Source organism: Qipengyuania sp. YIM B01966, from assembly GCF_016461955.1.
Lineage (GTDB): Bacteria > Pseudomonadota > Alphaproteobacteria > Sphingomonadales > Sphingomonadaceae > QFOP01.
Window position 1 is genome coordinate 150,093 of record NZ_JADMNM010000002.1, and the last position, 24,874, is coordinate 174,966.

The window sequence follows — 24,874 nt, forward strand, 5'->3', positions numbered from 1 at the left end:
TTCGCGCGAGCGCAAACGTGATAGTCTGCGGAAATGAGCGGGGGATGGAACGTCCGGGCTGTCGGCCAGGAAGGCGCGCATCACGATGCGCATGTCGATGTATACGATGATGCCCAGGGGGGCGAAATACATGCGGACGACGCAGGCCAGGATCCAGATGATGCCGCTAGCGCCCGGATGACAGAGCAGCCCGAAGCGCGCAGGCCAAGTCGCGCGCCGCTGGTCCTGGCGATGACGTTGGCAAGTGCCTGGACAATAATCTTTGTCTGGGGGCATCTGGCGAAGATGCGGGCCGGGGCACCCCTTGCGCAATGGACCGGGTGGCTCGCGGACTGGGCGCTTCCGCTGATATTGCTGGGTGTGATCTGGCTCCTTTCTCAGCGCAACTCCGCGCGCGAGGCGTACCGCTTCGGGTTGGTCAGCACCAATCTGGCGCACCAGTCAGCAGAGCTCGAGGAGCGACTGTCCGTGGTCAACCGCGAGTTGTCGCTGGCCCGGGAATTCCTCGCTGCTCAGTCGCGCGAGCTGGAATCGCTCGGCCGGGTGGCCGGCGACCGTCTTTCATCGCACGCCGACCGGTTGCAGGGATTGATTGCCGACAATGGCGCGCAAGTCGACGCTATTGCAACTGTCAGCACGCGCGCGCTCGAAAATATGGAAAGATTGCGCGACGACCTGCCCGTCGTCGCCAATTCATCGCGCGATGTGGCCAATCTGATCGCTCATGCGGGTACGACGGCACAGAGCCAGATCGACGAGCTGGTGTCGGGCTTTGCTCGGCTCAACGAGTTCGGCGGCGCGAGCGAGCGGCAGGTGGCGACGGTGCGTGAGCGCATCAACGAAGCGCTCGAATCGATGGAACGGCACAGCGAGGACATCGCCAAAATCAGCGAGCAACGGCTTGTCGCCTTGCGGGAACAAAGCGAAGCGCATCGCGCCGAGCTTGGGTCTCGCGAGGTCGAGGTGCTGGCTGCGATGCACCAACGTGCCGAGCGCTTGCGGGACAGTGTCACTGGTATAGAAGCCGCGTTGAGCGAAGCGCAGGACCGCGCGGCGAGCGGGTGGGACGCCCAGCTGGTTCGGCTGCGCGAAGATCTACTCGCGGCGATCGACGAAGTCTCGCAGCGCGACGAAGCTGCATCGGCCTCGGCCAGCGCGCGCCTCGCAGCGCTTAGGAACGAAGCCGAAGCGGTCGATGCGAATCTTGCCGAACGTGATCGCCTGTTCTTTGTCCAAATGGACGAACGGCGCTCGGCGGCCGAGAGGCAGAGCCAGGTCGTTATTGACGGTCTATCCACCAGCATGGCCGAACTCGACGCCATCATTGCAGAGCGCCGCGAAGATCAGATCGCCCAGACGCGTATGCTGACAGAGCACGGCGAAGCCATCGCCGCTCGCTTGCAAGACCTCTCTTCGGTTATGGAGGGGCTATCAGACCATGGTCGTCGGACGGAGGCTGGCCTCGCATCCGCCGCCCAGATTCTGACGGCCTATCTGAATGAGAGCACGGTCGCCTTGACCGGAACGGACGCTGCCGTGCGCGACCTGACGGAAGCCAGTGTCCGCCTGCTCGAGCTGCTCGATGCAGCGCACCGGCAGACCCGGGAAGACCTGCCGCGAGCGCTCGACACGGTACAGACCCGCTTTGCGACGGTCGAGCGCGCTGGAGAAGTTTTTGCCGCGAATCTCACCAACGCCGCCAGAGAGAGCGAACGTCTGAAAGATCAACTCGCGACAGCGCGCGGGGAAGCAGCCGGAATGGCAGCCGACCTCGAAACCCTGCAACAGCACACATTGATGACGGCCGAGGCTCATCGGACCCAGATCGACGCCATGCACCAGAGCCTGGTCGAGGCTGGCCGTGACAACGACGAGCTGGCGATGCGTGCCCAGCAGACATTGTCGGGCGCGCTGGCTGGTCTGACCGCCGCAACCCGCGATGCGCTGGCGTCGCTGGAAAGCCATGATGCCGCGCGTGTGCAATCGCTCGCTGCACAGATCGGAGACGCCACCGCCGAAGCGATCGAACGGGCGATCCGCGAACGGACTGCGGGCGCGCTGGCGGAACTTGAGCAGGGTGCAACTCAGGCAACGGGTGTTGCGCGCGATGCAACGATCCAGCTGCGCGATCAACTGGCCCGGGTGAACGAATTGGCGGGCAATCTGGAAAACCGCATTGCAAGGGCTCAGGAGCGCGCCGAGGAGCAGATCAACCACGATTTCGCGCGGCGGATGGCGCTTATTACGGACAGTCTCAATTCCAACGCGATCGACATTGCCAATGCCCTCGCTGTGGACGTTTCCGACACGGCGTGGTCAGCCTATCTGCGCGGTGATCGCGGCATCTTTACCCGCCGTGCGGTCCGGCTGATCGACAATGGCGAAGCACGCGAGATCGCACAGCTTTACGAGGCCGACGCGGCCTTCCGCGATCATGTGCGGCGCTATATCCATGATTTTGAGGCGATGCTGCGCGCCATGCTCTCAACCCGCGATGGCCACGCGCTCGGGGTGACGCTGCTGAGCTCCGATATGGGCAAGCTTTATGTCGTGCTGGCGCAGGCGATCGAGCGGTTGCGCGATTAGTCGGGATAGGCCGCGGCCGATGGCGGCGTACCGAAGACATTGAGGTCGTCGGCCTCGATCCAGCCGTTAACATAATTGGCGACGTAGAGCGCGGTAAGCAACGCCGCGCCGATGCTCGCGCGAATGATGATCCGTCCCGGCCGGAAATTCGCCGGCGCGCTGTCCGCCTGCCCCGGAACTTTAGGCACCCCCATCTCGTCATGCGTGCGAACCCCGAAAGGCAACATGACAAACGCCGTACCGACCCAGAACAGGACGTAGATCGCGATTATGGAGGTCCAGTGCATGGCGTGCCTAACCGACTGCCAGCACGCGGATCTGCGGGCGCTTGCCACTCCAGCGCGTCGCCGCGCGGCGAACGGCGAGGCGCGCGGCTTCGGTAATGGCGCCCTGTTCACGCCCGGCGGGCCCCTTGAGATCGCGAATGGCCCTTAGCGCATCGGCTTGCGCCTCGGCGACAAACGCCTCGTAATCTTCGTCCAGCGGCAGACCGACACCATGCACGCCGACCGCACCTGATCGCGCGAGCGTGACGACCACCAGACCGTCGCGTGCAATGCGCCGACGCATCGTGATCGCTTCGCCATCGGCCGGGACGATGATGTCGCCATCGAGCACGAGCCGCCCGGCTGCAACCTCGGCAATCTTCCCCGCCTTGCCCGGCGCGAGGCGGACGATGTCGCCGTTCTTCTGGACGACCGCCTGCGGTACACCGCTCGCCAGCCCGAGCCGCGCCTGTTCGTGCATATGGCGGATTTCGCCATGTACGGGCACCAGTACCTCTGGGCGCAGCCAGGCATAGAGCGCCTGCAATTCAGGCCGTCCTGGGTGACCCGACACGTGGATATCGACCTGCCGATCGGTCACCATCACCACGCCGCGCGCCGCCAGCCGGTTCTGGACCGCACCCACGGAAAGTTCGTTTCCGGGTATCGTGCGGCTCGAAAACAGCACGACATCGCCCGCAGCCAGCTCGATCGGATGGTTCCCCTCCGCCATCCGTGCCAGCGCAGCGCGCGGTTCGCCCTGGCCGCCGGTGGCCAGGATCATGACTTCGCCGCGCGGCAGCGTCATCGCGGTCTGGAAATCGACCGTTTCAGGGAAATGCGAGAGATAGCCGTTCGCCTGCCCGACCTCGAGGATGCGGTCGAGCGAGCGCCCGGCCATGCACAGCTGCCTGCCGGTAGCGATCGCTACCTCGGCGAGTGTGTGCAGTCGGGCAACATTGGATGCAAAGGTCGAGACGACCACCCGCTTGCCCGCATGGCGCGCCACCTCGGCCATCAGCGCGTCGCGTACCCCGCCTTCGGAGCCACTGGCCTCTGGATTGAACACGTTGGTCGAATCGCACACCAGTGCCAGCACACCTTCGTCGCCGATCGCCCGCAATTCGGCCTCGTTCGCGGGATCGCCGATGATCGGTTCCTCATCGAGCTTCCAGTCCCCGCTGTGAAAAACCCGTCCGAACGGCGTGTCGATCAGCAAGGCGTGCCCTTCGGCGATGGAGTGCGCCAGCGGCAGATAGGCGATGTCGAACGGACCGAGGGCGAAGCTGTCGTAACCTTCGACAACGATCAGCTCGACCTCGCCCACCAGCCCGGCTTCCTCAAGCTTGCGATGGACCAGATCGGCAGTGAACGGTGTCGCGTAGAGAGGCACGCCAAGATCACGGGCGAAATAGGGGACCGCGCCGATGTGATCCTCATGCGCATGGGTGAGTACGATGCCGAGGAGATCCTCAGCCCGTTCCTCGATGAATTGCAGGTCGGCGAATACGAGGTCGACCCCGGGGTATTCGTTGCCGCTGAAGGTCATGCCGAGATCGACCATCAGCCACCGCCCCTGGCAGCCGTAGACGTTCACGTTCATGCCGATCTCGCCGCTGCCTCCGAGCGCGAGAAAGAGCAGTTCGTTTTCGGGGGTGAAATCGTTCTTCATGCTGCCCCCGCCCGTTCCGCGAGGAGTGCGAGACCGTCGAGCGTCAGGTCGGCATCGACCGCGTCGAAAATGTCGGTATGCTGGTCGAACAGGATCGCGAGGCCGCCAGTAGCGATCACCTTGGCGGGCCGCCCGATCTCGGCGCGCATGCGGGCGATAAGGCCTTCCATCATCGCGACGTAGCCCCAGAACACCCCGATCAGCATCTGATCCTCTGTATTGGTGCCGATCACGCTGGTGGTGCGCGGGGCCTCGATCGCGATGCGGGGAAGCTTGGCGGTGTTTCCGACCAGCGCGTCGAGCGAAAGGTTGATGCCGGGCGCGATAATGCCGCCCTTATAGGCGCCGTTGAAATCGACCGCGTCGAACGTAGTCGCAGTGCCGAAATCGACCACGATAAGGTCGCCCTGGTATTTGGCGTGCGCGGCAATCGTATTGAGCGCGCGGTCTGCACCGAGCGAGCGGGGCTGGTCGACGTCGACCGAGATGCCCCAGTCGGCCGCGCCCTCGCCCGCGATCAGCGGGGTGATGCCGAAATACTTCTCGGCCAACACTGTCAGGTTGTGCACCGCGCGCGGCACGACCGATCCGACGATGAGCTGGGTAATCTCGTCGCGCTTGACGCCTTCGATCTCGAGCAGTTGGAGCAGCGACACCGCGTATTCGTCGCCGGTGCGGCGCGGATCGGTGGCGATGCGCCAGCGCGCCCTGATCTCGCGCCCGTCGAACAGCGCGAAGACCACGTTGGTGTTGCCGACATCGGCGGCGAGCAGCATGCGGGGCTTCCTAGATAAGAGAGATATCGCCAGCGTGGATAGAGCGCAATTCGCCGTCTTCCAAACGAATGCGAAGCGACCCATCACTGCCGAGGCCATCGAACGCACCACGGATGCGCTCATTGTCGTCAGAAACGATCATCGGGCTTCCGATTGCGTGCGCACGCTCTTCCCACTCCACAATCGTCGCTGATAGCGGTTCGTTGCGCCATCGCGAAAGGCGCTGGCGGAAAGGGTCGATGAGGGATTCGAGTACGCGTTGCGCGGTGTCGGCGTTGCGCCCATTTTCGATATGGATGCAAGTGGTCGGCCGATCCGGCACCTCTGGCGCCTCGGCGACGTTGACGCCTATCCCCACAACAACTGTCTCGCCGACGCGCTCGCAAAGAATGCCTGCGAGTTTCGCCCCATTGATGAGGATGTCATTCGGCCACTTTAGCCATCGCTGCTCGTTCGGGCGGCGCGTATGTCCATCGATCAGATGTGTGCGCAAAAGGTCATGTACCGCAAGTCCGGCCACGAGAGACAGGGTGGCAGCCGGATGGTCTTGGTTCTGCAGGTTAACGACCGTTGAGCAGTAGAGATTCCCGATGGGGCTGCGCCAGACCCGCCCCTGTCGCCCCCGCCCCCCTGTCTGGCGTTCAGCACGAAGCCAGAAACCGTCGCTGTATTTCACGCCGGCGCGAATATCGGCGATCAGGTCGGCGTTGGTCGAGCCGGTCTCGGGGACCGTTGTGATCACGCGGCGATAAAAAGCGCGGAAGCGGCAGTGTTGGCGAGGGTGCCCAGCCATCCGGTCAAGAGGTAGCCGAGCGGCGAGATAAACAGCACGGCGGCAATAAGGATTGCCCAGTTCACTCCCCCTGCCGCGGCTACCTCGCGGTCCGCAGGTTCATCGAAGAACATCACCTTGACGACCTTGATATAGTAGAATGCGCCGATCACGCTCGCTGCGATGCCAATGACCGCCAGCAGCAGCAGATCGGCTTCAACGGCGGCGCGGAACACTACGAATTTGGCCCAGAACCCCATCAAGGGCGGAATGCCGGCCAGGCTGAACATCAGCACCAGCAGCGACCAGGCGACGCCGGGGCTGCGACTGGACAGGCCCGCAATGTCGCCCAGCGTTTCGAGCGGTTCGCCAGTGCGGTCTTGCAGCAGCAGCAGAGCGACAAAACTGCCCAGCGTCATTGCGACATAGACCACCAGATAGGCCAGCATCGCCGCCACGCCGGCGAGCGATGCGGCGGCCAAACCAATCAGCAGGAAGCCGACATTGTTGATCGACGAATAAGCGAGCAGCCGCTTGAGGTTGGTTTGCCCGATCGCCCCCAGCGCGCCGACCACGATCGAGGCGAGCGCGGCAAAAACGACGATCTGACGCCATGCCTCTACCTGGCCGCCAAACGCTTCGAGCGCCACGCGCGCCGTTAGCGTCACGGCAGCAACCTTGGGGGCGCTGGCAAAAAACAGCGTCACGGGTGTCGGGGCGCCTTCATAGACGTCAGGCGTCCACATATGGAACGGCACTGCCGAAATCTTGAAGGCGAGGCCGGCCAGTACAAAGATCAGGCCAAACAGGGCGCCCGTCTGCGCGCCGCCGCCCAGCGCAGACTCGATGCCGGCGAAATTGGTCGTGCCGGTGAAGCCGTATAGCAGGCTCATGCCGAACAGCAGAATCCCGCTCGCCAACGCGCCGAGGACGAAATATTTCAGCCCTGCCTCTGCCGAGCGGGTCTCATTGCGCAAGAATGCAGCGAGAACATATGAGGCCAAGCTATTCAGTTCGAGCCCGATATAAAGCGTCATCAGGTCGTTGGCCGAGACCATGATGCTCATGCCGATTGTCGCCAGCACGATGAGCACCGGATACTCCGCACGCATCGCTCGAAGGCGTTCAAAGAACGCAGGAGCTACGAGGATAGACGCAATTGCGGCAATGTAGATCAGGATCTTGGCGAAGGCGGCATAAGCGTCGGCGCGGAACTGACCGCCAAATGCTTCGCTGGACAGGCCCGAGGCCCCACCACTCAACGCCGGTACTGCAAGGATGGTCGCCGCCGCCAATGCGAGCGCAGCGAGCCAGGAAATAGTTTGCGTATGCCGGTCGCCCATCCACGCTGCCATCAGCAACAGGATCAGCGAGCTTGCGCTCAGAACGAGCTCGGGCGCGATCAGTGAAAGAGAGGCCGTCAGGTTCATCAGTGCGCCCCCTCGCCCGGAATGTCGCCATGCTGGCCGGGCGCAGCGTCATGACCCGTCATCGCGTTGGCAGGCCGCGTCCGCGCGTTGCCGGTCTTGAGCTGGCTATCGCCAGCGGGGGCGGCCCGGGCCAAGCGGGCATCGAGTGCGGCAATATCGGGCCGCATCGGTGCAAGGAAGCTCTCGGGATACACGCCCATCCACAGCACCGCCGCCGCGATCGGCGCGAGCATCGCCCATTCTCGAGCGTTGAGATCGGGCATAGCCGCGGCATCGGCATTGCGCTGCGTGCCGAATACCACCCGGCGATAGAGCCACAGCATGTAGGCTGCCCCGAGGATAATTCCCGTCCCGCAGATCAGAGCGACCCAGGTCGATATCTTGTAGATCCCGGCGAGGGACAGAAACTCGCCGACAAAGCCGCTGGTCCCCGGCAATCCGATGCTGGCCATCGTGAACAGCATGAAGAACAGCGCGTATTTGGGCATATTGATCGCGAGGCCACCATAGCGGTCGATCTCGCGGGTATGCAGCCGGTCGTAGATCACCCCGACGCACAGGAACAGCGCGCCAGAGACGAGGCCGTGGCTGAGCATCACCACCATTGCGCCTTCAAGGCCTTGCACGTTGAACGCGAACAGGCCGATCGTGACAATCGCCATATGCGCCACCGACGAATAGGCGATGAGCTTCTTCATATCGTGCTGCACCAGCGCGATCAGGCTTGTTACGACTACTGCGATCATCGACAGCGCGTAAATCAGCCAAGCAAACTGGGCCGACGCTTCGGGAAACATCGGCAGGCTGAAGCGGATAAAGCCGTAACCGCCCATTTTCAGCAGCACGCCCGCGAGGATCACCGAGCCCGCCGTCGGCGCTTGCACGTGCGCATCAGGGAGCCAAGTGTGAACGGGCCACATCGGCATTTTCACCGCGAAGCTGGCAAAGAAAGCAAGCCACAGCCAGGTCTGGGCGCCCGCCGGGAAATCATGCTGCATCAAAGAGGGAATGTCGCTCGTACCGGCCTGATTGACCATCCACAGCATCGCCACCAGCATCACGACCGAGCCAAGCAGCGTGTAGAGAAAGAATTTGTAGCTTGCGTAAATCCGGTTCTGGCCGCCCCACACGCCGATGATCAGATACATCGGTATCAGCCCGGCCTCGAAGAAGATGTAGAACAGGAACAGATCCTGCGCGGCGAACACGCCAATCATCAGCGTTTCCATGATCAGGAATGCCGCCATATATTCGCCGACGCGGTGTTGAATACCGTCCCAACTCGCCAAAATGCAGATCGGCATGAGGAATACGGTCAGCAGGATCAGCAGCAACGCGATTCCGTCGATCCCGAGCGCCCAGTTGAAGGCGTCAGCCAGCCCGGCACGCTCGGTAAATTGCCACTGCGGGCCGCCAATATCGAAATTGGCCCACAGGAGCAGGCCGAGCGCAAATGTCACCAAGGTCGTCCCAAGCGCGACCAAGCGTGCCGTCTGCGCGCCAGCGAAGAAGCAGGCCGCAGCTCCAACAAGCGGGACCAGCAGCATCAGCGAGAGGAGCGGCAGGCCTTCCATCACATCATCACCCAGGTGAGAGCGGCAAGCAGGCCGAGAAGCATGACCAGCGCGTAAGAATAGAGATAGCCTGACTGGAACCGCCGCGCAGCGCCGGACCCTTGAGCGACCAGTGCCGCTACGCCGTTCGGCCCGAAGCGGTCGATGATGCCTTCATCGCCGAGCTTCCAGAACATGCGGCCCAACCAGCAAGCCGGACGCACAAACAGGAAATCGTACAGCTCGTCAAAATACCATTTGTTGAAGACGAAGCGGTGAACCAGCCGGAACTGGTCGACGAACTGGCCGGGCAGCGAGGGGTTACGGATATAGGCCAGCCAAGCGCCGAACAGGCCCAGCAGCATGACCACGGTGGCAGTCAGCTTCACCCATAGCGGCACGCCGTGCATCGCGTGGATCAGGCCTTCATTGTAAAAGATCGAGCCGTTCCAGAACGCGGCGCTGTCGAGGAAGGCGTGGCTGAACAACCAGCCTGCGAAGATCGCCCCGAGCGACAGCACGCCCAGCGGGATCAGCATCGATAGCGGGCTTTCATGCGGATGATAGCCCGCCGTGCCCTCATGCGCGGCGGGGTGCGGCGCGCTGTGATGCACATCGCTGCCGGCATTTTCCTGCGCGGGCGGGTTGTCGCCATCGGCATGGCCGGCATGGGCGGTGTGATCAGCATGGGCGGCGTGCTGGATATGCTCGCTGCCGGCCCAGCGCGGTTTGCCCCAGAAGGTCAGGAACATCAGCCGCCAGCTGTAGAAACTGGTCAGCAGCGCGGCGAAGGCACCCATCCAGAAGGCGAATTGCCCCATTTCATTGCCGCGCCCGAAGGCCGCTTCGAGAATGGCGTCTTTCGAATGGAAGCCGGCAAACCCGGCATGGAGCCAGTAAATCCCGACCCCGGTGATCGCCAGCGTCCCCATCAGCATCGCCGCAAAGGTCAGCGGGATATGTTTCCTGAGCGCGCCGTAGAATCGCATATCCTGTTCGTGATGCATCGCATGGATCACGCTGCCCGCGCCAAGGAATAGCAGCGCCTTGAAAAAGGCGTGCGTGAACAAATGGAACATCGCCGCGCCATAGGCACCCACCCCGGCGGCGAAGAACATGTAACCCAGCTGCGAGCAGGTCGAATAGGCGATGACCCGCTTGATGTCCCACTGGGTGGTGCCGATGGTGGCGGCAAACAGGCAGGTCGCCGCCCCGATGAAGGTCACGAAGGCGAGCGCAACGGGCGCGGTCTCGAACATTGGCGACAGGCGGCACACCATGAACACCCCGGCCGTGACCATCGTCGCCGCGTGGATCAGCGCGGAGACCGGCGTCGGCCCCTCCATCGCGTCGGGCAACCAGGTGTGCAGGCCAAGCTGCGCCGATTTGCCCATCGCGCCGATGAACAGGAGGATGCACAATACATCCATCGTGTCGACCCGGTAACCGAGGAAGCCGATCGTGCTGCCCGCCATCCCCGGCGCCGCGGCGAGGATCTCGGGGATCGAGACCGTCCCGAAAACGAGGAACGTGCCGAAAATGCCAAGCATGAAGCCGAGGTCGCCCACGCGGTTGACCACGAAAGCCTTGATCGCCGCAGCATTCGCCGAAGGCTTCCTGAACCAGAACCCGATCAGCAAATAGGAGGCCAGGCCCACACCCTCCCAGCCGAAGAACATCTGGACGAGGTTGTCGGCCGTCACCAGCATCAGCATGGCAAAGGTGAACAGGCTCAGATAGGCGAAGAACCGCGGCTGGTCCGGGTCTTCGTCCATATAGCCCCAACTATAAAGGTGCACGAGCGCCGATACACTGGTGATCACCACCAGCATCACCGCGGTCAGCGTATCGACCCGCAATGCCCAGTCGAAGCGCATATCGCCCGAGGTCACCCAGTGCAGCACGGGCACGACCGTCGGTTCCATCCCGCCGCCCAGCGCCTGAAGGAAGATGGGCCAGCTCAGCGCGCAAGAAACGAACAGCGCGCCGGTGGTCACCACCTTGGCGGCGACATTACCCAGCGCACGGTTGCCCAGCCCCGCTATGATGGCGGCAAGCAGCGGCAGGAAGACAATCAGCAGGATGTTCGCGTTCATCGCGGCGATCAGCCCTTCATCCGGTTGACATCGTCGACCGCGATGCTGCCGCGGCGACGGAAATAGATGACGAGGATGGCAAGGCCGATAGCCGCCTCGCCCGCGGCGACGGTCAGCACGAACATCGCGAACACCTGCCCCACCAGATCGCCCAGGAAGGCGCTGAACGCGACCAGATTGATGTTCACCGCGAGCAGGATCAATTCGATCGACATCAGGATGACGATCACGTTCTTGCGATTGGCGAAGATGCCCAGCACGCCCAGCACGAACAGGATCGAACTGACGACGATGTAATGTTCGATGCCGATCACAGCTCGACTCCCTGCCCGACATCGGGCCTGGTCATGACGGTTGCGTCTTGCGGCCGGCGGCGGACCTGCCGGTCGATATTCTGATGCGTTTTGTGGCTGCCCGGCCGCTCGCGATGCGTCAACACGATGGCACCGATCATTGCCACCAGCAGGATCAGCCCGGCGCTTTCGAACAGGAACAGGTAGCGGGTATAGAGCAACGCACCGATATTATCGATATTGCTGCGCCCGGCGATCGGTTCGGCAGCAACACCCGCAGCGCCCAGTTCCAGCGCACCGGCGCGGTATGCGCCGACGCCCAGCACGATTTCCGCGAGCAGCACGAGCGCGATCAACACCCCGAGCGGGAAATGGCGGATGAAGCCGGCGCGCAGTTCGGCAAAATCGATGTCGAGCATCATCACCACGAACAGAAACAGCACCGCGACCGCGCCGACATAGACGATCACCAGCAGCGCGGCGATGAACTCCGCGCCCACCAGCACCATCAGCCCGGCACCGTTGAAGAAAGCAACTATCAACCACAGCACCGCATGGACGGGGTTGCGGCTGGTGATCACCAGCACGGCGCTGGCAATCAGCAGCACCGCGAACAGGTAAAAGGCGAAGGTTTGGATCATGGGCCCCGGGTCGTCTGCGGCGCGCGTTAGCGGTAGGGCGCGTCGGCTTCAAGGTTCGCGGCGATGGCCCGCTCCCACTTGTCCCCATTCGCCAGCAGCTTGGCCTTGTCGTAGAGCAATTCCTCGCGCGTTTCTGTGGCGTATTCGAAGTTCGGCCCCTCGACGATGGCGTCCACCGGGCACGCTTCCTGACAGAAGCCGCAATAGATGCACTTGGTCATGTCGATGTCATAGCGCGTGGTGCGGCGGCTGCCATCCTCGCGCGGTTCAGCCTCGATCGTGATCGCCTGGGCCGGACAGATCGCCTCGCACAGCTTGCAAGCGATGCAGCGTTCCTCGCCATTAGGATAACGGCGCAAAGCATGCTCGCCGCGGAAGCGCGGGGACAGCGGGTTCTTCTCGAACGGGTAGTTGATCGTTGCCTTGGGCTTGAAGAAATAACGCAGCGTGAGCGCGTGCGCCTTCACGAACTCCCACAGGGTGAACGATTTGATCAGATGGGCGACCGTCATGTCAGATTCTCGCGAACGCACGGACTGCCTTGCGGGGCGGCACCTCGAGCAGCCAGTTCCGCATTATCAAGCGACGGGCAAAGCGCCGTGTGAGGTGAACGCTCATAGCGGGTCACCATCAGCCACCCCGATACGAGCACGACGAACAGCAGGCTCAGCGGCAGGAACACTTTCCACCCTAACCGCATCAGCTGGTCATAGCGATAGCGCGGAACAGTCGCCTTCACCCAGCTGAAGATGAAGAAGAACGCGAAGATCTTGGCGAACAGCCAGATCCAGCCCGGCACCAAATAGAGCGGCGCCCAGTCCAGCGGAGGCAGCCAGCCGCCGAAGAACAGGATCGCGTTGAGCGCGCACATCAGCAGCACGTTGGCATACTCGCCGAGCCAGAACAGCGCGAAGCTCATCGAGGAATATTCGGTCTGGTAGCCGGCCACCAGCTCACTTTCCGCCTCGGTCAGGTCAAACGGCGCGCGCGCGGTTTCCGCCAGGCTCGAGATGAGGAACATCACCCAGATCGGGAACAGCAGCAGATTAAACGCATAGGCGTTGACGATGCCGAGCCCGTGGCCGCGCTGCGCCTCGATGATACCGTTCATGTTAAACGTGCCGGCATAGAGCACCACGCAGACCAGAATGAACCCGATCGAAACCTCGTACGAGATCATCTGCGCGGCCGCGCGCATGGCGGAAAAGAACGGGTATTTGGAGTTTGACGCCCAGCCCGAAATCACCACGCCATACACGCCGAGTGACGAAATCGCGAGGATGTAGAGCAGCCCGATATTGATATCGGCCAACACCGCGCCCGAATTGAACGGCACCACCGCCCACGCCGCCAGCGCGACGGTGAAGGTGATGATCGGCGCGATCAGGAACAGCCCCTTGTTCGCCGCGCTGGGGATGATGGTTTCCTGCAGGAACACCTTCAGCCCGTCGGCAAAGCTTTGCAGCAGGCCAAACGGCCCCACCACATTGGGTCCGCGCCGCAGCGCCATTGCCGCCCACACCTTGCGATCGACATAAATGATCATCGCCACCGCCAGCATCAGCGGCAGCGCGATCAGCAGGATGCCGGCGATGGTCGCCAGCCCCCAGGCCCATTCATAGGACAGACCCCAATCCATGAAGGTACGCGTCACTCCGCCGCCTCCGCCAGATCTTCACCATGCAGCAATTCGGCCGAGCAGCGCTGCATCACCGCGCTGGCGCGGGCGATGGGATTGGTGAGATAAAAATCGTTGATCGGATAGCTGATCGCGCCCTCGGCAGTGGCACCAGCGGCGCTGGCAGGCAACGCGCCGTAATCGGCCAGTCCTTCTGTGCCAAGCGCCGGCACCTCGGCAACCATTGCGGCGCGCAACTGTGCGAAGCTGTCGAACCCGACGCTGACGCCCAGCGCATCGGCCAGCGCGCGCAGGATGGTCCAATCCTCGCGCGCGTCGCCCGGTGCGAACACCGCGCGCTCGGCATATTGCACCCGCCCTTCGGTGTTGACGTAGGTCCCGTCCTTCTCGCTATAGGCTGCGGCCGGCAGAACGATGTCGGCCGCGTGGGCGCCCTTGTCGCCGTGATGGCCGATATAGACCTTCAGCGAGCCCCCGAACTGCGCCCAGTCCACCTCGTCGGCGCCCAGCGCCAGCACCACCTTGGGCGCCTCCTGCACGATATCTGCGATCCCGCCGGCCTGCGCATAACCGAGCATCAATCCGCCCATCCGGCTGGCCGCCATGTGGAGCACGTTGAACCCGTTCCACGCCGATCCATCCTCGAGCGTGCGGGAGAGGTTCCACTGCCCCGCTAGCGTCAGCGCCTGGCCCAGCGCGCCGCGGGCGAGCCCCGCCCCGCCGAGGATGATCGCGGGCCGCGCGGCGCCGGCAAAGGCGTCGCCCACTTCGGCCGGCAGATTGCCCAGCACCCCGGCATCCTGGCCAAGGAAGGTCGCCGGATAGGTCGTTTCCCATTCCGGGCCGATAATGAAGATCCGCGCCCCGCGCCGGGCAGCCTTGCGCAGCCGGACATTCACCAGCGGCGCTTCCCAGCGTACATGGCTGCCGACGATCAGGATCGCGTCGGCCTGCTCGATCCCGGCAAAAGTCGAGTTGAAGGCGAGCGCGGCCAGATTGTCCGCCGCATAGCGCATCCCCGTCTGCCGCCCTTCGAGCAGCGACGAGCCCAGCGCGCGCAGCAAAGCCTTGGCGGCGAACATCGTCTCGCAATCGACCAGATCACCGGCAATGGCGCCGATACTGGCGCCGGGCTCGGCGGCGGCGATCAGCCCGAACGCCTCGTCCCAACTCGCCCTGGCGAGACGCCCCTCGCGCCGCACCCACACGGCATCGAGCCGGCGCCGGGTCAGGCCATCGACCATATAGCGACCCTTGTCGGACAGCCACTCCTCGTTGACCGCATCGTTGATGCGCGGCAAGGCGCGCAGCACTTCGCGGCCGCGACTGTCGAGGCGGATATTGGCCCCGACAGCGTCGCTGACATCGATGCTGAGCGTCTTCTTCAGCTCCCACGGCCGCGCTTCGAACGCATAGGGGCGGCTGGTCAGCGCGCCGACGGGGCACAAATCGATCACATTGGCCGACAGTTCGTGCCTTGCCGCCTGCTCCAGATAGGTGGTGATCTGCATATTCTCGCCGCGATAGAGCGCGCCGATCTCGTCCACCCCGGCGATCTCTTCGGAAAAGCGCACGCAGCGGGTGCAGTGAATGCAGCGGGTCATCACCGTCTTGATCAGCGGGCCCATGTACTTTTCGGTGACCGCGCGCTTGTTCTCGTCATAGCGCGAGCCGCCGCGGCCATAGGCCATCGCCTGATCCTGCAGGTCGCATTCGCCACCTTGGTCGCAGATCGGGCAATCGAGCGGGTGATTGATCAGGAGAAACTCCATCACCCCTTCGCGCGCCTTCTTGACCATTTCGCTGTCAGTGCGGATCTCCTGCCCTTCGGCTGCAGGTAGCGCACAGCTCGCCTGCGGTTTGGGCGGCCCGGGTTTCACCTCGACCAGGCACATCCGGCAATTGCCGGCAATGCTCAGCCGCTCGTGGTAGCAGAAGCGCGGGATTTCCTTGCCCGCCAGCTCGCACGCCTGCAGCACGGTGGCGCCGTCGGGAACCTCGATCTCCTGGCCGTCAACGGTGAGTTTTGGCATTATTCAGCGTCCGGTATTTGGGCTGCGCGGCGCGCCAATGCATAGGCAAGGCCGGCACGCAAAGAAATGCGATCCAGCCGCAGACGCTGACCGGCAAAGGCGCAGGGACCAAGGTGAGCGCTCAACGCACCCATCGCAGCAGTTTCCTCCGAGCTGTCCGCTTCGGTGCGCACGAAATTGTCCACCGCAGAGGGCGCCGTGGCTGCGACACAGGCGGCGAATTCATCCAGCAGGATTTGCGCCCGATCGTCTTGCGGCACCGATGTCAGCGCTTCGATCACACTCTCCTGCGACGCGGGGGGTACGGCTGCGAGGGTAACAGGCAATCCGTCACCATATTTCTGCCGATACCAGGCTTCGGCTATCGTGCCGCGCAGTTCCGGAAATCCGGCCGACATGTTGCGGACCACGCAATGTGACCGCCCGCTGGGAAACGTGACGACGGGCCGCCAGTTTTCAGCGATCGGTACTTTCAAGTATGCCTCGATTTCGTCCGCCTTGTATGTTGCCACGCAGCGTCCGAAATACTGGATTGTGTCACGCACCCCGCGATCATGATCATACTTTTCCCGATCAAACCGGGTGCCAGTCTGGCTCTCGGTCTGCGCGTTGCCGACGCTCGGGATGGCGAGCGCGATGGCTGCTGCAAACATGCCGCTGACGCCACATGACCGGTTCATTGTCCGCGTCCTTCTTCTGTAACCAGCCGGTAGCTTGCCGTTGCCAGCATCGAGCGCAGGCCGAGCGCATTAGCCTCAAGCGCCGGCCCGTTCTGCGAACAAATCGCGGCGGCAGGTCGCAGCGCGGCAACCGCTGCATCTTCCTCGGCGGTCGCCGGCGCCGTGTGGAACAGCTCCGCGACCTGCTGCGATGCACCCAACGCCATGCACATGGCGATCCGATCGCTCGCGCTGCGCGGTTCGGGCATCGGCCGCAGCGCCGCCTGCGCCAGGCGCGGCAGAATGGGCTGATTATCGCGTTCGATCAGCGTTTCGGCCAGAGCGCCGGCAAACGGAAGACCGCCCGTTCGCATGGCGCGATACTCCCCGTCCATCGCGCGGAAGCAATTCGCGCTCGCCCGGGTTTCCGACAATTCCCGCAGTTCGCGCCGATAAGTGTCGGTACGAAAATCCATGGTCAGCACGCTGCGGGCCGCCTCCGGGCGTTCGGTGGCGATGCACTGCGCCCAGGCCACCAGTGCACCGCGCTGCTTGACCGGATCGCGTTCCTGCTGGCGCGGCTGCGCCGATACGCTGCTCGCCAGCAAGGCCGAGATCACGAGGAACAGCGCGCCCTTCACTCCGCCGCCTCCGCAAAGCTCGCCCCGCGCTCGGCGATGCGGCGCTCCAGTTCAGGGCGAAAATGCTTGATCAGCCCCTGGATTGGCCACGCCGCCGCATCGCCCAGCGCGCAGATCGTGTGGCCTTCAACCTGTTTGGTGACCTGCTGGAGCATATCGATCTCGTGCAGCTCGGCATCGCCGACCCGCAGCCGCTCCATCATCCGCCACATCCACCCGGTGCCCTCACGGCACGGGGTGCACTGGCCGCAGCTTTCGTGCTTGTAGAAATAGCTGAGGCGGCTGATTGCGCGGACGATATCGGTCGATTTGTCCATCACGATGACGCCCGCCGTGCCGAGGCCACTGCCCAGCGCCTTCAACCCGTCGAAATCCATCGGCGCGTCCCAGATCTGCTCGGCCGGCACGAGCGGCACCGAAGAACCGCCCGGGATCACCGCCAGCAGGTTTTCGCGCCCGCCGCGAATGCCGCCGCAATGCGTCTCGATCAGTTCGCCAAAGGGGATGCTCATCGATTCCTCGACGACGCACGGCCGGTTCACATGGCCGCTGATCTGGAACAGCTTGGTGCCCTTGTTGTTCTCGCGCCCAAAGCTCGAAAACCATGCCGCACCGCGCCGCAGGATGGTCGGCGCGACCGCGATCGATTCCACGTTGTTGACGGTGGTCGGGCAGCCGTACAGCCCGGCGCCGGCCGGGAATGGCGGCTTGAGGCGCGGCTGCCCCTTCTTGCCTTCGAGGCTTTCGAGCATCGCGGTTTCTTCACCGCAAATATAGGCGCCAGCGCCCCGGTGCACGAAAACGTCGAAATCGTAACCGGAACCGCTGGCATTCTTGCCGATCAGGCCCGCGTCATAGGCTTCCTGCACTGCGGCGAACAGCGTCTCCGCTTCGCGGATAAATTCGCCGCGAACGTAGATATAGGCCGCCCGCGCGCGCATCGCATAACCGGCGATCAGTGCGCCCTCGATCAGCTTGTGCGGATCGTGGCGGATAATCTCGCGGTCCTTGCAGCTGCCCGGCTCGGATTCGTCGCCATTGATCACGAGGAAGCTGGGGCGCCCGTCTTTGGATTCCTTGGGCATGAACGACCATTTCATGCCGGTCGGAAAACCTGCCCCGCCCCGCCCGCGCAGACCGCTGGCCTTGATCTCCTCGATGATCGCATCCTGCCCGCGGGCCATCAGCGCCTTGGTATCGTCCCAGTCCCCGCGCGCCTGTGCGGCCGGCAGGCGCCAGTCCTGATAGCCATAGAGATTGGTGAAGATGCGATCCTTGTCAGCGAGCATGGCTTACCATTCCCCCCGATAATCGTGATTGGCATCGACCATCTCGCGCAAGGTGGTCGGCCCGCCAACCGGCTCGACCGTGTGCCGGCCGGGCTCCTGCGTGCCTTCCTTGGGCTGTTCGCCAGCGGCCAGCGCATCAAGCACGGCGTCGAGCCTTTCGGCGGTCAGATCTTCGTAATTCGCGTCGTTGATCTGGACCATCGGTGCGCTGGCGCAATTGCCCATGCATTCGACCTCGGTCAACGTCCACAGCCCGTCCGGCGTCGTGTGCCCCTTGGCCATACCGCGCGCCTTGCACGCCGCCATGATGTCGTCCGAACCGCGCAACATGCACGGCGTGGTGCCGCACACCTGCACATGGAAGCGGCCGACCGGCACGAGATTGTACATGGTGTAGAAGGTCGCCACCTCGACCACCCGCAGGATCGGCATATCAAGCTCGCGGGCGATAAATTCCATCACCGGCAACGGCAACCAGCCTTGCGTGCCGGTTTCGGCGCCGACCTGCCTCTGGGCGAGATCGAGCAGCGGCATCACCGCCGATCGCTGCCGCCCTTCGGGATAGCGCGCGATAATTTCCTTCGCCTTGGCGGCGTTTTCCTCGGCCCAGGCAAACGAACTCCAGCGCGCGCGCAGCTCGGGCGTATCGGGCGCAATCATGCGGTCAGCCATCAGCGGTCGCATTCCCCGAACACAACGTCGATCGCGCCAATGATGGCGGTGACATCGGGCAGCATGTGGCCCTTGGCCATGAAGTCCATCGCCTGGAGGTGGCTGAACGCGGTCGGGCGGATTTTGCAGCGATAGGGTTTGTTGCTGCCGTCGCTGACCAGATAGACGCCGAATTCGCCCTTGGGGCTTTCGGTCGCGACATAGACCTCGCCCGCCGGGACATGGAACCCTTCGGTGTAGAGCTTGAAATGATGGATCAGCGCTTCCATCGAGCTCTTCATCTCGGCGCGCTTGGGCGGTACAACCTTGCGATCGGTGCTGGCCACCGGGCCTTCGGGCATTTCGGCGATGCACTGGCGAATGATCTTCGCGCTTTCGTACACTTCCTTCACGCGGACCATGAACCGGTCGTAGCAGTCGGAATTGGTGCCGACCGGGATTTCGAAATCCATCCGGTCATAAACGTCGTAGGGCTGCGACTTGCGCAAATCCCACGGGATGCCGGCCGCGCGGATCATCGGGCCGGAAAAGCCCCAGGCCAGCGCATCGGCCTTGCTCACCACGGCGATGTCGACATTGCGCTGCTTGAAGATGCGGTTGTCGACCACCAGGCTCATCGCATCGCCGAACAGCCTGGGCAGCCGCGTCTCGCACCATTCGCCAATATCGGCGAGCAGCTTGAGCGGCACATCCTGGTGCACCCCGCCCGGCCGAAACCACGCTGAGTGCATCCGTGCGCCCGATGCACGTTCGAAGAAGTTGAGGCAATCTTCGCGCAGCTCGAACACCCACAGGTTCGGCGTCATCGCGCCGACGTCCATCACGTGGCTGCCGATATTGAGCATATGATTGCAGATGCGGGTCAGTTCTGCGAACAGCACGCGCAGATATTGCCCGCGCAGCGGCACCTCGACATTGAGCAGCTTCTCGATCGCGAGGACGTAGCTGTGTTCCTGCGCCAGCGGGCTGCAATAATCGAGCCGGTCGAAATAGGGCAGCGCCTGCAGATAGGTCTTGTGTTCGATCAGCTTTTCGGTGCCGCGATGCAGCAGGCCGACATGCGGATCGACCCGCTCGATAATCTCGCCGTCGAGCTCCATCACCATGCGCAGCACGCCATGCGCGGCCGGGTGCTGCGGCCCGAAGTTGATCGTGTAGTTTTCGATGACCTCATCGCCGGTGGTGGGCGAACGCTCTTGCACCAGGCCACTCATGCCTCGTTCTCCGGCTTGGTCGCTGGGCCGGTATCCCGAGCGCCGCCCTCGCGTGCGGCCCGATCCGGCCGGTTTTCGGTGGGTTCGGGCGCATCCGGCGCTTTCACGCCCGCCTCATCCTTCGCAGGCGCGCCGTCGCTCACCTTGTCATCAGCCTTGTCATCGGCCTTCGCGCCCGCACCAGTCTGCGCCGGCGTTTCGGTGGTCTTGGGTTTGTCCACCGTCGGCGCCGGCGGCGTTTCGGCCGCTTTCTCGTCGCCTGGCAGCACGTAGTCAGCGCCTTCCCACGGGCTCAGAAAATCGAACTGCCGGAAATCCTGAGCGAGTTGAACCGGCTGATAGACAACCCGCTTGTCCTCGTTCGAATAGCGCACCTCGGTATAGCCGGTCAGCGGGAAATCCTTGCGGAACGGGTGCCCCTCGAAGCCGTAATCGGTGAGGATACGGCGCAGGTCGGCATTGCCGGCAAACACGACGCCATAGAGGTCGAACACTTCCCGTTCGAGCCACCCGGCATTCGGCCAGAGCACCGTAGCCGTTGGCACCGGCGTATCGGCCGCCGCGGTCACGCGTACCATGATCCGGTGGTTTCGCGTGACCGAGAGCAGAATATAGACGACATCGAACCGCTCGGCGCGGGACGGATAATCGGCGCCGGCAATGTCCATCAATTGCTGGTATTCATGCTCGTCGCGCAGCAGGTGCAACGCTTCAACCAAGCTGTCACGCGCGACATTCAGGATGAACTCGCCATGCGCTTCGGTCGTGCCAAGCAGGCGCGCCCCGAGCGCGCGTTCAAAAACGCCTGCCAAGCCCTCGTGAGAGCCGAAACGCGGCGCCGGATGGAGAACGACCTCTGCCATGATCTCAGCGCTCCAGCGTGCCCACGCGGCGAATTTTGCGCTGCAACTGCATCACGCCATACAGCAGCGCCTCAGCCGTTGGCGGGCAACCGGGCACGTAGATATCCACCGGCACGATCCGGTCGCACCCGCGCACCACCGAATAGCTGTAATGATAGTAGCCGCCGCCATTGGCGCAGCTGCCCATCGAGATGACGTATTTGGGATCTGACATCTGGTCGTAGACCTTGCGCAGCGCGGGCGCCATCTTGTTGCACAGCGTGCCGGCGACGATCATCACGTCGGACTGGCGCGGGCTGGCGCGCGGGGCGACGCCGAAGCGTTCCATGTCATAGCGCGGCATGTTGACGTGGATCATCTCGACCGCACAGCAGGCAAGGCCAAAGGTCATCCACCACAAGCTGCCGGTCCGGGCCCACTGGAACAGTTCCTCGGTGCTGGTGACGAGGAACCCCTTATTATCGAGCTCGCTCGAGAGCGCGTTGTAATAATTCTGGTCCGGCGCATGGAGCGCAGGGTTATGGCCGGGGCCGGACGCGGTTGTCGCCGCGGGGTTCGCCAGCGCATGATCGAGCGAGAAAAGGTCGTTCACTCCCATTCCAGCGCTCCCTTCTTCCACGCATAGACAAAGCCGACGACCAGCTCGAACAGGAACACCATCATCGTTATCCAGCCAGGCCATCCGGTCAGGTCGAGGCTAACGGCCCAGGGGAACAGGAACGCTGCTTCGAGATCGAAGACGATGAACAGAATGGCCACCAGGTAAAACCGAACATCGAAACGGCTGCGCGGATCTTCGAAGGCGGGAAAGCCGCATTCATATTCGCTGAGCTTTTCGGTCGTCGGATTATGCGTGCCGGTCAGCTGGCTGACCCCCATCGGCAGGAACACGAAGGCGGTCGACAGCGCGAGCGCAATGCCGAGAAATATCAGGATCGGCAGATATTGACTGAGATCGACCACGAATGATTCCGTCCCGGGCGTTAGGTGGCCCGCCTCTAGGCCCCCGGTCGCGAGGGTGCAAGGGGCGCACCGCCTGCTTTCGGGCGTTTTTGCCCGGTCAGCCCTTCAGCTGGCGCGCGAGCGCCTTGGCCGTGCCTTCGCCATAGGGCGGTTTGAATCCCGCGAGCTTGGCAATATCCGCGCGGGGCTGGCGGTAGATGCTGCGCGCGTGGCTGAACTCGCGGAACCCTTCGGGCCCGTGATAGGAACCGATGCCCGATGGACCGACCCCGCCAAACGGAAGATCGTCCATCGAGACATGGAACACCACGTCGTTAACCGTCACGCCGCCTGAAATCGTCCGCGTGAGCACCTTCTCGCGCTCCGCCTCGTCCTCGCCGAAGTAATAGAGGCCCAGCGGCCGGTCGCGGCCGTTGACGAAATCGATCGCCTGGTCGATCCGGCCATACGTCTTGACCGGCAGCACCGGGCCGAAGATTTCCTCCTGCATCGCCTGCATATCATCGGTCACGTTACGCAACACGGTCAGCGGCATCTTGCGCGCATTGGTGTTGGCGAAATCTTCCTTCCCTGGATTGATCTCGATCACCTCGGCGCCCTTGTCGCGCGCATCGGCCACCATCGATTGCAGCCGGTCGAAATGACGGTCGGTGACGACCGAGGCATAGTCGTCATTGTCGAGCAGCGTCGGATACATCATGCCGGCAGCCGAGGCGATCGCGGTGATCGCCTCCTCCTCGCGGTCTTCAGGGACGTAGAGATAATCAGGCGCAAGGCAAATCTGCCCGGCATTGAGCATCTTGCCCGCCGCGATCCGTTCGCCTGCGCGGCCGTAATCGGCGCTGCGGCCGAGGAATACGGGTGACTTCCCGCCGAGTTCGAGGGTGACGGGGACGAGGTTCTGTGCGGCAGCCTCCATCACCTTGCGCCCGGTGGCGGTCGAACCCGTGAACACCAGGTGATCGAACGGCAGGGTGGAGAACGCCTGGGCGACATCGGGGCCGCCGGTGACGACCACCAGTTCCTCTGGCGCGTAGGTCTTTTCGACCAACTCCGCCATCAGTTCGCTGGTGCGTTCGGTAAATTCGCTCGGCTTGACCATTGCGCGGTTGCCGGCAGCGAACACCTGCATCAGCGGCCCGAAGGTCAGGTTGACCGGGAAATTCCACGGGCTGAGGATCCCAATCACGCCTTTGGGCTCGTACCGTACCTCGGCCCGCGCGCCCAGGAGGCCGAGCGGAAACTGGACATGACGCTTGTCGGGCCGCGCCCAGCGCTCGAGATGTTTGAGGCAATATTTCCCGAAATTGATCGTGCCGACAATGTCGGTCAGCATCGATTGCGACGGGCTGCGATTGCCGAAATCGGCGCTCATCGCACGGTTCAGCGCATCGGCATTGTCGACCAACAGGGCCATCGCCCGCTCGATCCGGCGGCGGCGCACGCCCAACCCCTCGGGCCGTGCAGCGATGAAAGCCGCCCGCTGGCGTTCGAGCACCTGCTCCATTTCCTGCTTGCGATCGCCCGCCATCCGCTGTCTCCGTTTGAGTTTGTTGCAGCGCAGCACTAGGATGCGCTTTGCAACCTACCGTATCCCAATGAAAGGCAAGTGCAAGCCATGGCCCAGTTCAGCGCCGCCGACCCGATCGTCATTCTTTCCTATGCCCGCACCCCGATGGGCGGGATGCAGGGCGCGCTAGCGGAGGTGCCGGCGACCGATCTCGGCGCTGCGGCGGTCAAGGCTGCGGTGGACCGCGCGGGCGTTGCCGGCGCGGATGTCGATCGTCTGTATATGGGCTGCGTGTTGCCGGCCGGACTTGGCCAGGCCCCGGCGCGGCAGGCAGCGCTGAAAGCCGGTCTGCCGCAATCGGTGCAGGCGACTACGGTCAACAAGGTGTGCGGCAGCGGGATGCAGACCGTCATCATGGGCGCCGAAGCGCTGGCCAGCGGCACGATCGAGCTCGCGGTCGCCGGAGGGATGGAGAGCATGTCGGGCGCGCCCTACCTCCTCAAGAAGCACCGCTCCGGCGCGCGGATCGGGCACGACACGGCCTACGACCACATGTTCCTCGACGGGTTGGAAGACGCTTACGAGGCGGGCCGCGCGATGGGCACCTTCGCGCAGGATACGGCTGACGAATATCAGATGACGCGCGAGGAGATGGACGCTTACTCAATCGAATCGCTGCGCCGGGCCAATGCGGCGATTGCCAGCGGCGCCTTTGCCGACGAAGTCACGCCGGTCAGCTTTGCCACCCGCGCCGGCGAGGTGACGGTCGATACTGACGAGCAGCCAGGCAAGGGCAAGCCCGACAAGATCCCGACCCTGCGCCCCGCGTTTGCCAAGGAAGGCACGATTACTGCGGCAACCTCCAGTTCGATTTCGGATGGCGCGGCGGCGGTCGTGCTGACACGGGAGAGCGTCGCTGCCGCGAAGGGCCACACGCCGGTCGCGCGGATCGTGGCGATGGCGGCCCATGCACAGGAACCGGCGAAGTTCACCACCGCGCCGATCCCGGCCATCGAGAAGGTCCTCGCCAAGGCCGGGTGGCGTGTTGACGAGGTCGATCTGTGGGAGGTCAACGAAGCTTTCGCCTGCGTGGCGATGTTTGCCATGCGCGACCTCGGCATTCCGCACGAGCGGATCAACGTCAATGGCGGGGCGACCGCGCTCGGCCACCCGATCGGCGCATCGGGCACGCGGATCATCGTCACCCTGCTGAATGCGCTGAGGCAGCAGGGCAAGCGCCGCGGCGTTGCCAGCCTGTGCATCGGCGGGGGCGAGGCGACGGCAATCGCGGTGGAACTGGTCTAGC

General features: G+C 63.6%; 23 protein-coding genes. 2 read left to right on the forward strand and 21 right to left on the reverse strand.

Annotation, left to right across the window (positions count from 1 at the left end):
- Positions 1-177: 177 nt before the first annotated feature.
- Positions 178-2,586, forward strand: a complete 2,409-nt coding sequence (locus ILT46_RS03440; RefSeq protein ID WP_199503249.1) for an ATPase — start codon at positions 178-180, stop codon at positions 2,584-2,586.
- On the opposite strand, the gene ILT46_RS03445 is transcribed toward ILT46_RS03440, so the two are convergent.
- The 21 genes from ILT46_RS03445 to ILT46_RS03545 all read right to left on the reverse strand — a co-directional run bounded on the left by ILT46_RS03445 (position 2,583) and on the right by ILT46_RS03545 (position 23,589).
- Positions 2,583-2,873, reverse strand: coding sequence for a DUF1467 family protein (locus tag ILT46_RS03445; protein ID WP_199503250.1), 291 nt, complete (start codon positions 2,871-2,873; stop codon positions 2,583-2,585). The two genes, ILT46_RS03440 and ILT46_RS03445, sit on opposite strands and share 4 nt — an antisense overlap.
- Positions 2,874-2,880: 7 nt before the next feature.
- Complete coding sequence (locus tag ILT46_RS03450) at positions 2,881-4,524, reverse strand: ribonuclease J (RefSeq protein ID WP_199503251.1); 1,644 nt, start codon at positions 4,522-4,524, stop codon at positions 2,881-2,883.
- A complete protein-coding gene (locus ILT46_RS03455; RefSeq protein ID WP_199503252.1) occupies positions 4,521-5,300 on the reverse strand; it encodes a type III pantothenate kinase in 780 nt (259 codons plus the stop codon). Before ILT46_RS03455 ends, ILT46_RS03450 begins: the two co-directional genes overlap by 4 nt.
- 10 nt (positions 5,301-5,310) lie before the next feature.
- Positions 5,311-6,042 carry a biotin--[acetyl-CoA-carboxylase] ligase gene (locus tag ILT46_RS03460; RefSeq protein ID WP_370592316.1) on the reverse strand — a complete coding sequence of 244 codons (732 nt, stop codon included), beginning with the start codon at positions 6,040-6,042 and terminating at the stop codon, positions 5,311-5,313.
- A complete protein-coding gene (gene nuoN, locus ILT46_RS03465) occupies positions 6,039-7,502 on the reverse strand; it encodes an NADH-quinone oxidoreductase subunit NuoN (protein WP_199503254.1) in 1,464 nt (487 codons plus the stop codon). Before nuoN ends, ILT46_RS03460 begins: the two co-directional genes overlap by 4 nt.
- The gene (locus ILT46_RS03470; protein WP_199503255.1) at positions 7,502-9,076 is read right to left on the reverse strand and encodes an NADH-quinone oxidoreductase subunit M; all 1,575 of its coding nucleotides are present in this window, start codon (positions 9,074-9,076) and stop codon (positions 7,502-7,504) included. Before ILT46_RS03470 ends, nuoN begins: the two co-directional genes overlap by 1 nt.
- Positions 9,076-11,151 carry an NADH-quinone oxidoreductase subunit L gene (gene nuoL / locus ILT46_RS03475; RefSeq protein WP_199503256.1) on the reverse strand — a complete coding sequence of 692 codons (2,076 nt, stop codon included), beginning with the start codon at positions 11,149-11,151 and terminating at the stop codon, positions 9,076-9,078. Before nuoL ends, ILT46_RS03470 begins: the two co-directional genes overlap by 1 nt.
- An 8-nt stretch (positions 11,152-11,159) precedes the next feature.
- Positions 11,160-11,465 carry an NADH-quinone oxidoreductase subunit NuoK gene (gene nuoK, locus ILT46_RS03480; RefSeq protein WP_199503257.1) on the reverse strand — a complete coding sequence of 102 codons (306 nt, stop codon included), beginning with the start codon at positions 11,463-11,465 and terminating at the stop codon, positions 11,160-11,162.
- Complete coding sequence (locus tag ILT46_RS03485; RefSeq protein ID WP_199503258.1) at positions 11,462-12,085, reverse strand: NADH-quinone oxidoreductase subunit J; 624 nt, start codon at positions 12,083-12,085, stop codon at positions 11,462-11,464. The genes nuoK and ILT46_RS03485 overlap by 4 nt, the downstream gene beginning before the upstream one ends.
- A 26-nt stretch (positions 12,086-12,111) precedes the next feature.
- Positions 12,112-12,597 carry an NADH-quinone oxidoreductase subunit NuoI gene (nuoI, locus tag ILT46_RS03490; protein ID WP_199503259.1) on the reverse strand — a complete coding sequence of 162 codons (486 nt, stop codon included), beginning with the start codon at positions 12,595-12,597 and terminating at the stop codon, positions 12,112-12,114.
- Positions 12,594-13,724 carry an NADH-quinone oxidoreductase subunit NuoH gene (gene nuoH / locus ILT46_RS03495; protein ID WP_199503513.1) on the reverse strand — a complete coding sequence of 377 codons (1,131 nt, stop codon included), beginning with the start codon at positions 13,722-13,724 and terminating at the stop codon, positions 12,594-12,596. Before nuoH ends, nuoI begins: the two co-directional genes overlap by 4 nt.
- Before the next feature lie 11 nt (positions 13,725-13,735).
- On the reverse strand, positions 13,736-15,757 hold the full coding sequence (nuoG, locus tag ILT46_RS03500; RefSeq protein ID WP_199503260.1) for an NADH-quinone oxidoreductase subunit NuoG: 2,022 nt from the start codon (positions 15,755-15,757) through the stop codon (positions 13,736-13,738).
- Positions 15,757-16,437, reverse strand: a complete 681-nt coding sequence (locus tag ILT46_RS03505; RefSeq protein WP_199503261.1) for a hypothetical protein — start codon at positions 16,435-16,437, stop codon at positions 15,757-15,759. Before ILT46_RS03505 ends, nuoG begins: the two co-directional genes overlap by 1 nt.
- Complete coding sequence (locus tag ILT46_RS03510) at positions 16,434-17,057, reverse strand: hypothetical protein (RefSeq protein ID WP_199503262.1); 624 nt, start codon at positions 17,055-17,057, stop codon at positions 16,434-16,436. The genes ILT46_RS03505 and ILT46_RS03510 overlap by 4 nt, the downstream gene beginning before the upstream one ends.
- Positions 17,054-18,346 (reverse strand): NADH-quinone oxidoreductase subunit NuoF, encoded by a 1,293-nt coding sequence (nuoF, locus tag ILT46_RS03515; RefSeq protein WP_199503263.1) that lies wholly within the window; start codon positions 18,344-18,346, stop codon positions 17,054-17,056. The genes ILT46_RS03510 and nuoF overlap by 4 nt, the downstream gene beginning before the upstream one ends.
- Positions 18,347-18,349: 3 nt before the next feature.
- Positions 18,350-19,018: a complex I 24 kDa subunit family protein gene (locus ILT46_RS03520; protein WP_199503264.1), complete on the reverse strand. Its 669-nt coding sequence runs from the start codon at positions 19,016-19,018 to the stop codon at positions 18,350-18,352.
- Positions 19,018-20,232, reverse strand: a complete 1,215-nt coding sequence (locus ILT46_RS03525; RefSeq protein ID WP_199503265.1) for an NADH-quinone oxidoreductase subunit D — start codon at positions 20,230-20,232, stop codon at positions 19,018-19,020. Before ILT46_RS03525 ends, ILT46_RS03520 begins: the two co-directional genes overlap by 1 nt.
- Positions 20,229-21,095 (reverse strand): NADH-quinone oxidoreductase subunit C, encoded by an 867-nt coding sequence (locus ILT46_RS03530; RefSeq protein WP_199503266.1) that lies wholly within the window; start codon positions 21,093-21,095, stop codon positions 20,229-20,231. Before ILT46_RS03530 ends, ILT46_RS03525 begins: the two co-directional genes overlap by 4 nt.
- Positions 21,096-21,099: 4 nt before the next feature.
- Positions 21,100-21,657, reverse strand: a complete 558-nt coding sequence (locus tag ILT46_RS03535) for a NuoB/complex I 20 kDa subunit family protein (protein ID WP_199503514.1) — start codon at positions 21,655-21,657, stop codon at positions 21,100-21,102.
- Between the two features lie 26 nt (positions 21,658-21,683).
- The gene (locus ILT46_RS03540; protein ID WP_199503267.1) at positions 21,684-22,058 is read right to left on the reverse strand and encodes an NADH-quinone oxidoreductase subunit A; all 375 of its coding nucleotides are present in this window, start codon (positions 22,056-22,058) and stop codon (positions 21,684-21,686) included.
- Positions 22,059-22,155: 97 nt separating this feature from the next.
- Positions 22,156-23,589 (reverse strand): coniferyl aldehyde dehydrogenase, encoded by a 1,434-nt coding sequence (locus tag ILT46_RS03545; protein WP_199503268.1) that lies wholly within the window; start codon positions 23,587-23,589, stop codon positions 22,156-22,158.
- Between the two features lie 87 nt (positions 23,590-23,676).
- On the opposite strand from ILT46_RS03545, the gene ILT46_RS03550 reads away from it, so the two are divergent.
- Positions 23,677-24,873, forward strand: a complete 1,197-nt coding sequence (locus tag ILT46_RS03550; protein WP_199503269.1) for a thiolase family protein — start codon at positions 23,677-23,679, stop codon at positions 24,871-24,873.
- The last annotated feature ends 1 nt before the right edge of the window (position 24,874 follow it).